The 14,091-nt window shown below is 72.6% G+C and carries 14 protein-coding genes; 8 read left to right on the top strand and 6 right to left on the bottom strand.

Translation table 11 applies throughout. The features are described from left to right. On the top strand, positions 1-244 hold a 244-nt coding region (locus AB0F81_RS21790; RefSeq protein WP_360199967.1), incomplete at its 5' end, for a PEP-utilizing enzyme. 132 nt (positions 245-376) lie between these two features. Here the strand turns inward: AB0F81_RS21790 and AB0F81_RS21785 are convergent. Together AB0F81_RS21785 and AB0F81_RS21780 are read right to left on the bottom strand one after the other, a co-directional pair. After that, the gene (locus AB0F81_RS21785) at positions 377-1,036 is read right to left on the bottom strand and encodes a response regulator transcription factor (protein ID WP_360199965.1); all 660 of its coding nucleotides are present in this window, start codon (positions 1,034-1,036) and stop codon (positions 377-379) included. After that, a complete protein-coding gene (locus tag AB0F81_RS21780) occupies positions 1,033-2,202 on the bottom strand; it encodes a histidine kinase (RefSeq protein ID WP_360199963.1) in 1,170 nt (389 codons plus the stop codon). The genes AB0F81_RS21785 and AB0F81_RS21780 overlap by 4 nt, the downstream gene beginning before the upstream one ends. A 116-nt stretch (positions 2,203-2,318) precedes the next feature. Here AB0F81_RS21780 and AB0F81_RS21775 point away from each other — a divergent pair, with 116 nt between their 5' ends. Then, complete coding sequence (locus AB0F81_RS21775; protein ID WP_360199961.1) at positions 2,319-3,029, top strand: GAP family protein; 711 nt, start codon at positions 2,319-2,321, stop codon at positions 3,027-3,029. Here AB0F81_RS21775 and AB0F81_RS21770 read toward each other — a convergent pair. Continuing rightward, entirely contained in the window at positions 3,008-3,379 is a 372-nt protein-coding gene (locus AB0F81_RS21770; RefSeq protein WP_360199959.1) for a VOC family protein, read from the bottom strand. The genes AB0F81_RS21775 and AB0F81_RS21770 overlap by 22 nt on opposite strands. 26 nt (positions 3,380-3,405) lie before the next feature. On the opposite strand from AB0F81_RS21770, the gene AB0F81_RS21765 reads away from it, so the two are divergent. Further along, entirely contained in the window at positions 3,406-3,861 is a 456-nt protein-coding gene (locus AB0F81_RS21765) for a hypothetical protein (protein WP_360199957.1), read from the top strand. 38 nt (positions 3,862-3,899) lie between these two features. Here AB0F81_RS21765 and AB0F81_RS21760 read toward each other — a convergent pair whose 3' ends face one another. After that, positions 3,900-4,505, bottom strand: coding sequence for a TetR family transcriptional regulator (locus AB0F81_RS21760; protein WP_360199955.1), 606 nt, complete (start codon positions 4,503-4,505; stop codon positions 3,900-3,902). Positions 4,506-4,579: 74 nt separating this feature from the next. Between AB0F81_RS21760 and AB0F81_RS21755 the strand changes: the two genes are divergently transcribed. The 5 genes from AB0F81_RS21755 to AB0F81_RS21735 all read left to right on the top strand — a co-directional run bounded on the left by AB0F81_RS21755 (position 4,580) and on the right by AB0F81_RS21735 (position 11,070). Next, on the top strand, positions 4,580-4,987 hold the full coding sequence (locus tag AB0F81_RS21755; protein WP_360199953.1) for a VOC family protein: 408 nt from the start codon (positions 4,580-4,582) through the stop codon (positions 4,985-4,987). Between the two features lie 9 nt (positions 4,988-4,996). Next, the gene (locus AB0F81_RS21750) at positions 4,997-5,401 is read left to right on the top strand and encodes a hypothetical protein (protein WP_360199951.1); all 405 of its coding nucleotides are present in this window, start codon (positions 4,997-4,999) and stop codon (positions 5,399-5,401) included. Between the two features lie 99 nt (positions 5,402-5,500). Continuing rightward, complete coding sequence (locus AB0F81_RS21745) at positions 5,501-6,871, top strand: glutamate decarboxylase (protein ID WP_360199949.1); 1,371 nt, start codon at positions 5,501-5,503, stop codon at positions 6,869-6,871. Positions 6,872-6,881: 10 nt separating this feature from the next. After that, positions 6,882-8,741, top strand: coding sequence for an alkyl sulfatase dimerization domain-containing protein (locus AB0F81_RS21740; protein WP_360199947.1), 1,860 nt, complete (start codon positions 6,882-6,884; stop codon positions 8,739-8,741). Positions 8,742-8,763: 22 nt separating this feature from the next. Next, positions 8,764-11,070: a glycoside hydrolase family 3 C-terminal domain-containing protein gene (locus AB0F81_RS21735; protein ID WP_360199945.1), complete on the top strand. Its 2,307-nt coding sequence runs from the start codon at positions 8,764-8,766 to the stop codon at positions 11,068-11,070. On the opposite strand, the gene AB0F81_RS21730 is transcribed toward AB0F81_RS21735, so the two are convergent. Both AB0F81_RS21730 and AB0F81_RS21725 read right to left on the bottom strand, forming a co-directional pair. Beyond that, positions 10,972-13,419: an MMPL family transporter gene (locus AB0F81_RS21730; RefSeq protein ID WP_360199943.1), complete on the bottom strand. Its 2,448-nt coding sequence runs from the start codon at positions 13,417-13,419 to the stop codon at positions 10,972-10,974. The genes AB0F81_RS21735 and AB0F81_RS21730 overlap by 99 nt on opposite strands. Further along, positions 13,412-14,044: a TetR/AcrR family transcriptional regulator gene (locus AB0F81_RS21725; RefSeq protein WP_360199941.1), complete on the bottom strand. Its 633-nt coding sequence runs from the start codon at positions 14,042-14,044 to the stop codon at positions 13,412-13,414. Before AB0F81_RS21725 ends, AB0F81_RS21730 begins: the two co-directional genes overlap by 8 nt. Positions 14,045-14,091: the final 47 nt, after the last annotated feature.

The raw sequence follows: 14,091 nt of genomic DNA, 5'->3' as shown, positions 1-14,091 counted from the left end.
GCCGGCCAGCCACGCCGCCGTGGTGGCCCGGTCGCTGGGCCGGCCGGCGGTGGTCGGCGCGGCCGCCCTGACCGTCGACGAGGCGGCGGGCTGCGTCCGGGCCGGTGACCGGGTGGTGCCGGAGGGCACGCTCGTCACCATCGACGGCTCCGGCGGGGAGGTCGTCCTCGGCGATCCCGGCAGCACGGCCGGCGCCGAGGACCCGCACCTGAACCGCCTGCTCGAGTGGGCCGCAGCCGGCTGATGCCGGGGTGTGCGGCCAGCGCCGGGCTGCTTGCCGGCGGGCCGCGGTGGGCTGATCCCGGGTGTGCGGGCCGGCGCGGGTCGCTTGCCGGCGCCGGGTCGCCTGCCGGCGTGGGCCGCGGCGTGATCGCGGTCAGGCCAGGCCGGCCTCCTTCGCCAGGATCGCGGCCTGCACCCGCGAGCTGCAGCCCAGCTTGGCCAGCACCCGCGACACGTGGGTCTTCGCGGTGGCCTCGGTGATCGCCAGCTCGGCGGCGAGATCGGCGTTGGACAGGCCTCGGCCCAGCGCGGCGAGCACGTCGCGTTCGCGGTCGGTGAGGCTGTCCAGCGCCGGCGAAGCCGGGGCGGCCGCCGGCGCCGAGCCGGCCGACACGAACGCGGCCAGCAGCCGGCGGGTCACCTCCGGCGCCAGGAACCCGTCGCCGGCCGCGACCCGGCGGACCGCGTCGATCAGGGCGACCGGCTCCACCGACTTCAGCAGGAAACCGGCGGCGCCCGCGCGCAGCGCGCCGAACAGGTAGTCGTCGAAGTCGAACGTGGTCAGGATCAGCACGTCGGCCAGGCCGGCCGTGGTGATCGCCCGGGTCGCGCTGATCCCGTCGGTGCCGGGCATCCGGATGTCCATCAGCACCACGTCCGGGCGCAGCGCGGTGGCCTGCCGCACCGCGACCGCGCCGTCGGCGGCCTCACCGACCACGACGATGTCCGGCGCCTGCTCCAGCATGAGCCGCATCCCGGCCCGGATGGCGGCGTGGTCGTCGGCGAGCAGCACCCGGATCTGCTGATCGGTCACGGCTCGCTCCGCAGCGGCAGCGTGGCCCGCACCCGGAACAGGTCGCCGTCGCGGCCCGCGGTCAGCTCGCCGCCGAGCAGCGCCGCCCGCTCCCGGATCGAGGTCAGGCCGGTGCCCGAGCTCAGCGCGTGATGGTCGAGGGTGGCCGCCCCGGTCAGGGTGTTGGCGACGGTCACCGTCACCACGTCGCCGGCCGGGCGGACCTCCAGGCGGACGTCCGACTCCGGCGCGTGCTTGCCCGCGTTGGTCAGCGCCTCCCGCACGATCCGGTAGACGGTGTGCGCCACCACCGCCGGGATGCCCGGGACGTCCCGGATCCGGGTGTCGATCCGCAGCCCGCCCGCGGCGGCCGCCTCGACCAGGTCGGGCAGCCGGTCCAGGCCGCCCGGCAGCGTCGGGTCGCTCGCCGCGGGATCGTCCGCGCGCAACAGCATGATCATGGAGCGCATCTCCTCGAGGGCGGCCAGGCTGCTGGTACGCACCGCCTGCAGGGTCGCCCGGTCCCGGTCGGTGTCCGGCGGCCGGGCCAGGGCCGCGCCGGAGTGGATCGCCGTGGTGGACAGGTGGGCGGCGATGACGTCGTGCAGGTCGCGGGCCATCGAGGCGCGTTCGGCCAGGACCGCCTCGCGGGCGGTGCGCTCGGCGTCCAGGGCGCCGAGCTGGCGCTGCTGGCGGATGTTCGCCGCCCACCACAGCGGCACGAACAGCAGCGTGATCAACTGCAGGGCGATGAAGACGGCGACCCGGAACTCGCCGGTGGCCAGCCCGCCGACCACGCTGACCGTGCCGATCAGCACGAACACCGCGGTCGTCACCGAGGCGCGGGCGCGGGCGGAGGCGAACAGGCCGACCGAGAAGATCAGGTCGAACAGCACCATGACGAGTGCGATGCTGCCGCCGAGCAGGATGTCCGCAACGGCCGCGGCGGTGCCGACCCCGAGCGCGAGCATCGGGTGACGGCGTTTGCCGAGCATGGCGAGGCACCCGATCGCCAGCGGGAGGGTGTGCCACCCTTCGGGCAGAGCGGCCAGGGCCGGTGGCTCCGGAATGTCCCAGATGTTGACGAGCCCGACGAGGTTGACGGCCAGACCCGCCACGAACGTCCCGGCGGCATATCCGGCGTCCTGGAAGCGGGTGCTGTTCTTCCAGCGCGCTTTCAGCCCCACGCCCTCATCCCATCACGGATGGGCGGCTGCGGCGTACCCCGAAGGATGTATGCGCCGGTGGGCCGGACATCCTTCGGCCGACGCGCCGTCAGGCGCCGGCCGCCGACGATGAGCGCATGGATGTCGCTCTCCTGGGATCGCTGGCCGTGCTGGCGCTGATCGATTCCACCAGCTTCGGCACGCTGCTGATCCCGATCTGGCTGATGCTGCATCCGGGCCGGCTGCGGCCCGGCCGCATCCTGATCTTCCTGGGTACGGTCGCCGCGTTCTACTTCGTCATCGGGGTGGCCGTGGCGCTCGGCGCCGACGCGTTCCTGCCGCAGATCAGCCGGGTCCTCGACACCCGCCCGGCGATGTGGACCCAGCTCGTCATCGGCGCCGCCCTGTTCTTCTGGAGTTTCCGGCTGGAGCAGAACCAGAAGCGGGGCGCCGGCGGTGGGCGCCTGCTGCGCTGGCGGGAGCGGGCCCTCTCCGACGAGCGGGGCGCCCGCGGTCTCGCGGTGCTGGCGCTCGCGGCGGCGGCGGCCGAGGTGACGACCATGCTGCCCTACCTCGGCGCGATCGGCCTGCTCACCACCGCGCAGCTGCCCACGGCGCAGGTCGGGCTGGTGATGGCCGGTTACTGCCTGGTGATGATCGTGCCCGCGGTGCTGCTGCTGGCGCTGCGGCTGGTCGCCGGGGAATGGGTCAGCAAGCCGCTGACCCGGATCAGCGACTGGATGGCGAACAGCAACACACTGGCCTGGATCGTCGGCATCGTCGGGTTCCTGCTCGCCTACGACGCGGCCGCCCGGCTGGGCCTGACTCACTTCGGCAGCGGCGGCTGAAGCACGCAGAACTCGTTGCCGTCCGGATCGGCCAGCACGTGCCATGTCCAGCCGTCCTCGACCACCGGGGTGTCGGTGACCTGTCGCCCGCCGGCCTCGATCACCCGGGCCACCTCGGTGGTCAGGTCGGGCACGCGCAGGTCCAGATGCAGCCGGTTCTTGACGTCGGTCTTCGGCTCCGGCACCCGCTGCAGCAGCAGCTCGACCCCGGGCCGGCCGGCGGGCAGCAGCCTGCGGTACCGGCCGGTGCCGCCGGGCTCGGCGCGATAGTCGAGGACCTCGCACCAGAACGCCGCCGAGCGGTCGAGATCGGCGCAGTCCAGGACGAGGACGATGTCTTTTCCGGTCACCGCCCCACCTTATGTATCGTGCGCCGGTGACAAAACGCTGGTGGGGCCTGCTGGCCGGGGTCTTCGCGGTCGCCGGTCTGGCCTGGTCGGGCCTGTTCGCGATGGACCGGGCCAGTTCCGGGCCGGTCGCCACGCCGGTCTCGCCCACTCCACTGTTCATCAGCTGCATCCGGGTGGAGGGCACGCCGTCGCCGTGCGACAGCTTCGCGAACTACCGGCTGTGGCGGCGTCCCCTCGAGGACTACGAGCGCACCGCGGCCGAGAAGGTCAGGGCAAATGTCGAGGCGGCCGTCCCGTCCGCAACTCCGGCTCCGGGGGTGACTGAGATCGCGTCGGCACTGGCCGGGGCCGGCCTGGTCCGGGCGATCGTGCGGACGGCCCGGGCCGAGGACCCGGCGCCGCTCGGCAGCGTGATGCTGGCGGTGCCGGTCGGCCGCGCCTGTGTGCTGGGCTTCCACGACGACGGGGTGCTGCAGGCCTAGCCGGCGGGGCCCCTGCACGACGGCCGCTGCCTGGCGCTCTAGCCGCCGGCCCGGTCGGCCGGGCGCAGGCCGTTCAGCAGGCGCAGCAGGTCGGCCCAGGTCTCGTCGAGGGCGGCGTCCCGGTCGGGTGACTCGGCGATCCGCAGCGCCGCCTCGTTCATCGCCCCGGAGAGCAGCGCGGCGGTCGCGTCCGGCGAGGTGACCCGCAGGTGGCCGGCCGCGGCCAGCTCGGCGACCGCCTCGGCGAGGTGGTGCCCGGAGGCGGCCGCGTCCTGGCGGCGCCAGGTGCTCCAGCCCATCACCGCCGGCGCGTCCAGCAGCAGGATCCGCCGGTGGGTGTCGGTCACGCTCGCGGTCAGGAACGCCCGGCAACCGGCGACCAGGCCGTCCCACGGCTCGCCGGCCGCATCCGCCGCGGTGGTCACCGCGTCGGCGACCCGCTGCTGCGCGGCGGCCGCGACCGCCTCGAACAGCGCCTGCTTGTTGCGGTAGTGGTGGTAGACCGCGCCGCGGGTCACCTCCGCGGCGGCGGCCACCTCCTCCAGGCCGACGGCCGCGTAACCGCGCTCGGCGAACATGGCGGTCGCCACCTCCCGGATCCGCCTGGCGGTGATCTCGCTCTGCTCCTTGGTGGCCCGCGCCATGCCCCGTCCTCCCTTTACATACACGCTGTATGTATGCTCCACTTACCTGCACAGTGTATGTAAAGGGGGAAGTCATGGCACTGACCAGCTGGTACCCGGTCCTGATGACCGGCGACGTGGCCGCCACCGCGGCCTTCTACCGCAAGCACTTCGGGTTCGAGAGCACCTTCGAGGCCGACTGGTACGTGAGCCTGCGCCGCGACCGGTGGGAACTCGCCGTGCTGGACCGCGACCACGAGACCATCCCCGCCGCCTACCGTGGCCCGGCCGCCGGCGGGATGCTGCTCAACCTGGAGGTCGACGACGTCGACGCCGAGTGGGAGCGGCTGGTCGGCGGGGGCGCCCTGGAGCCGCTGCTGCCGATCCGCACCGAGGCCTTCGGCCAGCGCCACTTCATCGTCGCCGGGCCGGACGGCGTCATGATCGACGTGATCACCAATGTGGAGCCGTCGGAGGAGTTCGCGGCGGGCTTCACTTCCTAGACTGGTGGCATGCCGCATCGCCGTCGGAGCTGGGTCTGGCCCGGCCGGGTCGCCTTCGCCGTCATCCTGCTCGCGCTGATCGGATATCTGGTCGCGGTCGGGCTGGAGCGGGCGGACAAGGTCGCCAGCAGCGTCGCCGCCGTGCTCGCGCTGGTCGCCCTCGGCGCGCCCCATCTCCTCCCGTCGCGGCCGGCGCCGCCTCCCACGACAGCCGCCGGGACGGGGTCGGTGGGCATCGGCGGCAACAACTCGGGCGCGGTGTCCACCGAGGTCAGCGGGACGGCTCCGCCGCCACCGGCCGTGCCTCCGGGTCCGGGTGTCACCGCGAGCGGCCCGGGTTCGGTGGCGGTCGGGGGCGACAACACCGCAGCGATCCGCACGCGCGTGACCGGTCCCGAAGAAGGCCGCCGGTGATCTTCCCGCGGTCGCGTACCGCGTAATCATCCGCGGCGGGGGAGGCATTGCCGACCTCGCGTCGCTGTGATGGGTGGCAGCGACGAGGGGAGACGCGCGATGTTGAAACATCCCAAAGCGGCCCGGCCGGTGTCCCCGGTGCTGTCGGTGGCACCGCGATTCGGCCTGGAGGGAGTGGCGATCCCGCGCCACGAGATACCGGCCGGCGAGATGCCACCGGACGTGGCCTACCAGATCGTGCACGACGAGCTGATGCTCGACGGGAACTCGCGGCTGAACACCGCCACCTTCGTCACCACCTGGATGGAGCCGCAGGCCGACCGGTTGATGGCCGAGTGCTTCGACAAGAACATGATCGACAAGGACGAGTACCCGCAGACCGCGGAGATCGAGTCGCGGTGCGTGCACATCCTGAGCCGGCTGTGGAACGCGCCCGACCCCCGGCAGGCGACCGGCTGCTCGACCACCGGCTCCAGCGAGGCCGCGATGCTCGGCGGGCTGGCGCTGAAGCGGCGCTGGCAGCGCCAGGGCAAGCCGGGCCGGCCGAACCTGGTCATGGGCATCAACGTGCAGGTGTGCTGGGAGAAGTTCGCCAACTACTGGGACGTCGAGATGCGGCTGGTCCCGATGGACGGCGACCGTTTCCACCTGAACGCCGAGGAGGCGGTGCGGCTCTGCGACGAGAACACCATCGGCGTGGTCGCGGTGCTCGGCTCCACCTTCGACGGCTCCTACGAGCCGGTCGCCGAGATCTGCGCGGCCCTCGACGACTACCAGGCCCGCACCGGCATCGACGTCCCGGTGCACGTGGACGGCGCCTCCGGCGCGTTCGTCGCGCCCTTCCTCGACCCGGACCTGGTGTGGGACTTCCAGCTGCCCCGGGTCGCGTCGATCAACACGTCGGGGCACAAGTACGGCCTGGTCTACCCCGGTGTCGGCTGGATCGTCTGGCGCGACGCGCAGGCGCTGCCCGAGGACCTGATCTTCTGGGTCAACTACCTCGGCGACGACATGCCGACCTTCGCGCTGAACTTCTCCCGGCCCGGCGCGCAGGTCGTCGCGCAGTACTACAACTTCCTGCGGCTGGGGTTCGAGGGCTACGCCCGGGTGCACGGTTACGCCCGGGAGGTCGCCACCCGGCTGTCCGGGCAGATCGCCGACCTCGGGCCGTTCGAGCTGATCACCCGTGGTGACGAGCTGCCGGTCTTCGCGGTGAAGCTGCGCGACGGGATCACCAACTACACCGTCTTCGACGTCTCCCAGGCGCTGCGCGAGCGGGGCTGGCAGGTGCCCGCGTACACGTTCCCGAAGAACCGGGAGGATCTCGCCGCGCTGCGGATCGTGGTGCGCCGCGGCTTCACCCACGACCTGGCGGACCTGCTGGTCGAGGACCTGAAACGGCATCTGCAGCACCTCGACAAGCAGTCCGGCCCGGCGCACGACGCGACCACGTCCGGCTTCCACCACTGAAGGGCGGATCATGTCCGAACCGGCGAGCCGCACCATCGAGGCTCAGCACGAGTACCTGAGCAAGGCGCTGCCGTTCCACGACCGGCAGGACTTCGAGGACGCCCAGCGTGGTTTCGTCGCCGCGCTGGACCGGACGCTGGTGCACACGTCCGAGGGCCGCGTGGTCTGGGACAGCGAGCCGTACCGGTTCCTCACCGGCGACGCCCCCGCGACGGTGAACCCGAGTCTGTGGCGGCAGTCCCAGCTCACCGCGATGCACGGCCTGTTCGAGGTGGTCCCCGGCATCTTCCAGGTGCGCGGCTTCGACCTGTCGAACATCACCTTCGTCGAGGGCGAACGCGGCGTCATCGTGATCGACCCGCTGATCTCGGTGGAGACGGCAGCCGCCGCCATCGCGCTCTACCGCGCGCATCGCGGCGACCGCCCGGTGACCGGCCTCATCTACACGCACAGCCACGTCGACCACTTCGGCGGGGCCCGCGGCGTGCTGCCCGGAGACACCGCCGACGGCGTGCCGGTGCTGGCCCCGGCCGGGTTCGTCGAGCACGCCGTGCGGGAGAACGTCTACGCCGGAACGGCGATGGCCCGCCGGGCCGCCTACATGTACGGCGCGGTGCTGCCGCGCGGCCCGCAGGGACAGGTGGGCGCCGGGCTGGGCCAGACCAACTCGACCGGCACGATCACGCTGATCCCGCCGACGCTGGAGATCACGCACACCGGCCAGGAGGAGACGGTCGACGGCGTACGGATGGTCTTCCAGATGGCGCCGGGCAGCGAGGCGCCCGCCGAGATGCACTTCTACTTCCCGGACCACCGGGCGCTGTGCCTGGCCGAGAACGCCGTGCACAACCTGCACAACCTGCTGACCCTGCGCGGCGCCGAGGTCCGCGACCCGCACGCCTGGGCCGGTTACCTCACCGACGCCGTCGACATGTTCGGCGCCGACCTGGAGGTGGTGTTCGCCTCGCACCACTGGCCGACCTGGGGCCGCGAGCGCGCCGTGGAGTTCCTGCTGCTGCAGCGCGACCTCTACGCCTATCTGCACGACCAGACCGTCCGGATGCTGAACATCGGCCTGACCGGTCCGGAGATCGCCGAGGCCATCCAGTTGCCCCCGGCGCTGGAGCAGGCCTGGCACGCCCGCGGCTACTACGGTTCGGTGAGCCACAACGTGAAGGCCGTCTACCAGCGCTATCTCGGCTGGTACGACGGCAACCCGGCCCACCTGTGGCCGCACCCGCCGGTCGAGGCGGCCCGCCGCTACGTGGAGTTCATGGGCGGCGCCGACGCCGTGGTGGACAAGACCCGGGCCAGCCTGGCGGCCGGCGACTTCCGCTGGGCCGCCGAGGTGCTCAACCACGTGGTCTTCGCCGAACCGGAGCACGCGGCGGCCCGGGCCCTGCTGGCCGGCGCCTACGAGCAGCTCGGGTACGGCTCGGAGAACGGCACCTGGCGCTGCGTGTACCTCTCCGCCGCCCACGAGCTGCGGCACGGCGGGTTCGGCACCCCGGTCTCCACCAGCTCCGGTGACCTGATCTCCCAGCTCACCCCGGAGCAGCTGTTCGACACCATGGCGATCCGGGTCGACGGCCCCCGCTGCTGGGACGAGCGGGTGACGGTGGACGTGCTCCTCACCGACCTGGGACGCCGCTATCGGCTGACGCTGCGCAACGGGGTGCTCACCTACACGGCGGCGTCCCGACCGGAGCCGGCGGACGCCTCGCTGATCCTCACCAGCGCGGTGCTGCCGCTGGCGCTGACGACGGGCGACGCCGCGGGCGTCACCGTCGACGGCGACCGGGCGGCGCTGGGCCGGCTCCTGGCCGCCCTGTCCGAACCCGACCCCGACTTCGCCATCGTCACCCCCTGACGCGCGCCGATAGGGTCGGGGCGTGATCGCCGCCTCCGCCCTTGATCTTCGCCGTCAGGTCGCCCTGCTCTCCGGCAGCGACTCCTGGAACACCGAGCCGCTGCCGGAGGACGGCGTGCCGTCCTGCGCGCTCAGCGACGGCCCGCACGGGCTGCGTTTCCAGGCCGACGCCGGCGACCATCTGGGTGTCAGCGGCAGCGAGGCGTCCACCTGCTTCCCGACCGCGGTGACCGTCGCCAGCGCCTGGGACGAGGAGCTGGCCGAGCGGATCGGCCGGGCGCTGGCCGTGGAGGCCCGGGCGCTCGGCGTCGACGTGGTCCTCGGGCCGGGGCTCAACATCAAGCGGCATCCGCTGTGCGGGCGCAACTTCGAGTACTTCTCGGAGGATCCCCTGCTCAGCGGCCGGCTCGCGGCGGCCATGGTGCACGGCCTGCAGCGGCACGGGGTGGGCGCCTGCCTGAAGCACTTCGCGGTGAACAACCAGGAGTCGCACCGTTTCGTGGTGGACGCTGTGGTGGACGAGCGGACCCTGCGCGAGCTGTACCTGGCCGGGTTCGAGCACGCGGTCAAGGAGAGCCGGCCGTGGACCGTGATGGCGGCGTACAACTCGGTGAACGGGCATCCGGCGACGCAGAACCGGAGGCTGCTCACCGAGATCCTGCGCGGCGAGTGGGGTTTCGACGGGCTGGTGATGAGCGACTGGGCGGCCACCAACGACCGGGTCGCCGCGGTGGCCGCCGGGCTGGACCTGGAGATGCCGGGCAGCAACGGGCTGTTCGACCGGGATGTGCTCAAGGCGGTGGAGTCCGGGAGGCTGCCGGCCGGCCTGGTCCAGGCGTCGGCGCAGCGGGTGCTGGATCTGGTGGAGCGCTCAGGCCGGGAAAAAGGGCCTTCGGCGGATCATGACGCGCTCGCTCGCAGCGCGGCGGCCGAGGGCACGGTGCTGCTGACCAACGACGGGTTGCTGCCGCTGGCGCCCGGGCGGACGGTGGCGCTGATCGGCGCCTTCGCGGAGCGGCCGCGCTATCAGGGCAGCGGCAGCTCGCTGGTCAACCCGACCCGGATCACCACGGCGCTCGACGAGTTCCGGCGGCGCGGCATCGCGGTGACCTACGCGCCGGGCTACGACCCGGCGGACTCGCACCACGACCCGGCGCTGATCGCCGAGGCGGTGGCGGCGGCGTCGGCCGCGGACGTCGCGGTGGTCATGGCGGGGCTGCCACCGGTGTACGAGAGCGAGGGCTTCGACCGTACCGATCTGGGGTTGCCCGGCCAGCACGACGAGCTGATCGCCGCGGTCTGCGCGGCGAACCCGCGGACCGTGGTGGCGCTGTCCAACGGCGCCCCGGTGCTGATGCCGTGGAAGGACGCCCCGGCCGCGATCCTGGAGTGTTACCTCGGCGGCCAGGCCTCCGGCGCGGCGCTCGTGGACGTGCTCTACGGCGACGCCGAACCGGGCGGGCGGCTGGCCGAGACGTTCCCCGCCTCGCTGGACGACGTGGCCGCCGGCCCGTGGTTCCCGGGCGAGCCGCACCAGGTCGAGTACCGCGAGGGCCTCGCCGTCGGCTACCGGCACCACACCACAGCAGGGATCGCGCCGCTGTTCGCCTTCGGCCACGGCCTGAGCTACACGACGTTCGCGTGGTCGGACGTCACCGGCGACCGGGGAAGTGTCACGCTGACGGTCACCAACACCGGGACGCGGGCCGGCGCCGACGTGGTGCAGGTCTATCTGCACGACCGGACCGGGGTGGTGGCCCGGCCGCGCCGGTCGCTGGCCGGTTACGCCAAGGTGCGCCTGGCCGCCGGGCAGAGCACCACGGTCACGGTCGCCGTGCCGGAGCGTGCCTACGCGTTCTACGACGTGACGGCCGGCGACTGGCGTACCCCGGCCGGCGAGTTCGACCTGGAGATCGCCCGGTCCAGCACCGATGTGGTGGCCACGGTGACGGTCACGGTCAGCGACGGCGTCACGGCCGCCGCCGAACCGGCGGGCACGCCGCTGATCGCGGCGACCGACGAGCAGTTCCGCCGCCGGCTCGGCCGTCCCGTTCCCCAGCCCCGCCCGGTACGCCCGTTCACCCGCGACTCCACGCTGGACGAGGTCGCCGCCACCCGCCTCGGCCGGCTGTTCAAGGCGGCGCTGTGGCGGGCCGCCCCGATCGACGAGGCGACCCGCGCCAACCCGGCCGAGCTGGCCATGTACGAGCACAGCCTGGCCGAGCTGCCGTTACGCGCCGCCGCGATCTTCTCCGGCGGCAAGCTGCGCTGGGGCACGATCGACCTGCTGCTGCGCCTGTTCAACGGGTTCGGCGGCCGGCGCGGCTGAGTGCCGGCGCTCCAGCGCGGCGCCCTCCACGTCGACGTTGGGCAGGATCCGGTCCAGCCACCTCGGTATCCACCAGGCCGAGCCGCCGAGCAGGTGCATCACGGCCGGGATGAGCAGCATCCGCACCAGGAAGGCGTCGACCAGCACGCCGAAGGAGAGGCCGAAACCGAGCGACGTGATGATCGCCGAGTTCGAGAAGATGAACCCGCCGAACACCGAGATCATGATGATCGCGGCGGCGATCACCACGGTCCGGCCGGCGTGCACGCCCTGCCGGACCGCGACCCGGGCACTGGCGCCGTGGGCGTACGCCTCCCGCATGCCGGAGACCAGGAACAGCTGATAGTCCATGGCGAGCCCGAACAGGATGCCGATCAGGATGGTGGGCAGGAAGCTGAGCACCGGGTTCGGGTCGTGCACGCCGAAGATCCCGCCCAGCCAGCCCCACTGGAAGATCGCGGTGAGGCCGCCGAAGGTGGCGAACAGCGACAGGATGAAGCCGAGCGTCGCGGTGACCGGCACCAGGATCGACCGGAACACGAAGATCATGATAAGCATCGAGAGGCCGACCACCACGCCGAGATAGCCGGGCAGCGCGTCGGACAGCTTCGCCGAGATGTCGATGTTGCCGCTGGCGCTGCCGGCCACGCCCAGGGTCACGTCCCCGGTGAGCGGTGAGATGCCGCGCAGGTCGCGGACCAGCTGCTCGGTCGAGCCGCTGGACGGCCCGTCGGTGGGGATCACCTGGAAGGCGAGCAGCGTGTTGTCGCTGGACTGCCCGACCGGGGCGACCGCGGTGACGTTCTGCTGGGCGAGCAGCACGCCGCCGATCTTCGCCTGCGCGGCGAGCAGGTCGTCGCCGGTGGCCGCCGCGGGCAGCTCGGCCGTCACCAGGATCGGCCCGTTGACGCCGGCGCCGAACCGCTCCTCGATCAGCTGGTAGGCCCGGTACTGGGTGGAGTCCTGGGCTTCCGACGAGCCGTCCGGCAGGCCGAGGCGCATCGACAGCGCCGGCAGCGCGACCACGACCAGCACGACCAGGCCGGCGATCACGGTGAGCACGGCGCGGCCGGTGCCCATCGGCGTGGCCGGGGCCGGGGACGGCTTGCGGGCCTTGCGGTTGAGCACCCGCGGGCCGATCAGCGCCAGCAGGGCCGGGGTGAGCGTCACCGCGATCAGGACCGCGACCGCGACGCAGATCGCGCCGACCGTGCCCATCATGCCGAGGAACGGGATGCCGGTCACGTTGAGGGCCAGCAGCGCCACCAGCACGGTGGAGCCGGCGAACACCACGGCGTTGCCGGACGTGCCGTTGGCCAGCCCGATCGACTCGTGGAAGTCGGCGCCCTCGAGCAGCTGGCGGCGGTGCCGGTTGAGGATGAACAGGCAGTAGTCGATGCCGACCGCCAGGCCGAGCATCACGCCGAGCACCGGGGTGATGCTGAGCATGTCGACCACACCGGAGAGCGACAGCGACGCGGTGACGCCGATGCCCACCCCGGTCAGCGCGCTGATGATCGGCAGCGCGGCGGCGATGGCCGTGCCGAGCATGACCAGCAGGGTGATCGCGGCGACCACCAGGCCGGCGACCTCACCGACGCCGAGGATCTCCGGGACGCTCTGGGTGATCTCGTTGGAGAACTCGACCTGGACGCCGTCCGGCAGGTTGCCGCGGACGTGGTCGACGACCCGCTGCTTGGTCTCCGGCGTGACGTCCATCTGTGCCTCGGTGAACACGACCGGGGCGACCGCGGCGGTGCCGTCCTCGGAGACCGTGCGGATCCGCGACGACATGGCCAGCAGCCGCTCGCCCAGCTCCAGCTTGCGGATCTGCGGCTCCAGCCGGGCCCGCTGCGCGTTCAGCGTGGCCTGCTGCTGCTCCAGCCCGTCGACGCCGAGCGCCCGGGCGCCGTTCAGCTGCTGCTGGCCCTGGTCGAGCTGGGCCCGCCCGGCGTCCAGCTGCTTGCGGCCCGCGGCCAGCTCGGCGGTCTGCTGGTCGACCTGCTGCTGGGTGGCGAACGGGTCCCGGGTGGCGGCGACCCCCGCCAGCGCGCCGGTGCTCTTCACCAGCGCGGCGATCCCGGCGCGCTGCACATCCGTGAAGGCCGCGCCGTCGCCGGTGTGGAAGACCAGCGTCCCGTTGCCGCCGGCCACGCTGGGCAGCCGCTCGGCGAGCTGGTCGGTGACCTTGGCGGTCTCCGTGCCCGGGATGGTGACCTGCGAGGACAGGGTGCCGCCGGCGAGCAGATAGCCGGAGACGGAGACGCCCAGGAGGACCGCCCAGGCCGCCAGGACCAGCCCGGCGCGGCGGGCGCAGAGGCGGCCCAGTCGATAGAGGAACTCAGCCAAGGGGAATCGATCTTTCTTGGTAGCCCGTACGGGTGCGTTCGATGAGGCGGTCGAGCAGGTGCTGCCAGAGGGCGCGGGACTCGTCGTCGAGGCGGGCCGAGGCGGCCGTCAGCCAGTGGTTCACGATCACCTCGGTGCCGTGCATCAGCGAGCTGACCAGCAGCTCCGCCTCCAGCCGGTCCTGGTCCGGGTGGCGTTCGGCCAGCTCGCGGGCGAGTTCGTCGGTGGTGCGCGAGAACGTCGCCTGGAAGATCTGCCGCGGGCGCGGGTCGCCGGCGTGGAAGCCGCCGAGCGCCCGCCACAGGAAGGCGACGACGCCCGGCACGTCGGTGGCCCGCAGCGCGCCGGCCACGTCGTCGAACATGGAGGCCGGGCTGCCCTCGGCGAACGAGGCCAGGAAGTTCTCGATCACCACGCCGAGGGCCTCGGTGCAGGCCGTGGTCACCACGTCGTCGATGGAGGCGAAGTGGTTGAAGATGGTGCGCCGGGAGACGTCGGCCCGCTCGGCGAGCTGGTCGACGCTGAACCGGGCCGCCCCGCCCTCGGAGATCAGCGCGTTGGCGGCGTCGAGGATCGCGCGCCGATGGCGTGCCTTCAGCGCGGCCCTGCGGTCGTCCTTCACCATCGATACACTAAGTGCATCGTTGCACTAAGTGCAAATTGGGGTGACCT

The organism is Actinoplanes sp. NPDC024001, assembly GCF_040638955.1.
In the GTDB taxonomy this organism is placed as follows: domain Bacteria; phylum Actinomycetota; class Actinomycetes; order Mycobacteriales; family Micromonosporaceae; genus Actinoplanes.
Note: the sequence above shows the minus strand (reverse complement) of the source record. Positions and strands in the feature narration are given on the sequence as shown.

Coding starts and splice junctions, on each gene's coding strand:
- AB0F81_RS21745 (WP_360199949.1), top strand. CDS start 5,501: ATGTTGAAACATCCCAAAGCGGCCCGGCCGGTGTCCCCGGTGCTGTCG.
- AB0F81_RS21740 (WP_360199947.1), top strand. CDS start 6,882: ATGTCCGAACCGGCGAGCCGCACCATCGAGGCTCAGCACGAGTACCTG.
- AB0F81_RS21755 (WP_360199953.1), top strand. CDS start 4,580: ATGGCACTGACCAGCTGGTACCCGGTCCTGATGACCGGCGACGTGGCC.
- AB0F81_RS21750 (WP_360199951.1), top strand. CDS start 4,997: ATGCCGCATCGCCGTCGGAGCTGGGTCTGGCCCGGCCGGGTCGCCTTC.
- AB0F81_RS21725 (WP_360199941.1), bottom strand. CDS start 14,044: ATGGTGAAGGACGACCGCAGGGCCGCGCTGAAGGCACGCCATCGGCGC.
- AB0F81_RS21775 (WP_360199961.1), top strand. CDS start 2,319: ATGGATGTCGCTCTCCTGGGATCGCTGGCCGTGCTGGCGCTGATCGAT.
- AB0F81_RS21760 (WP_360199955.1), bottom strand. CDS start 4,505: ATGGCGCGGGCCACCAAGGAGCAGAGCGAGATCACCGCCAGGCGGATC.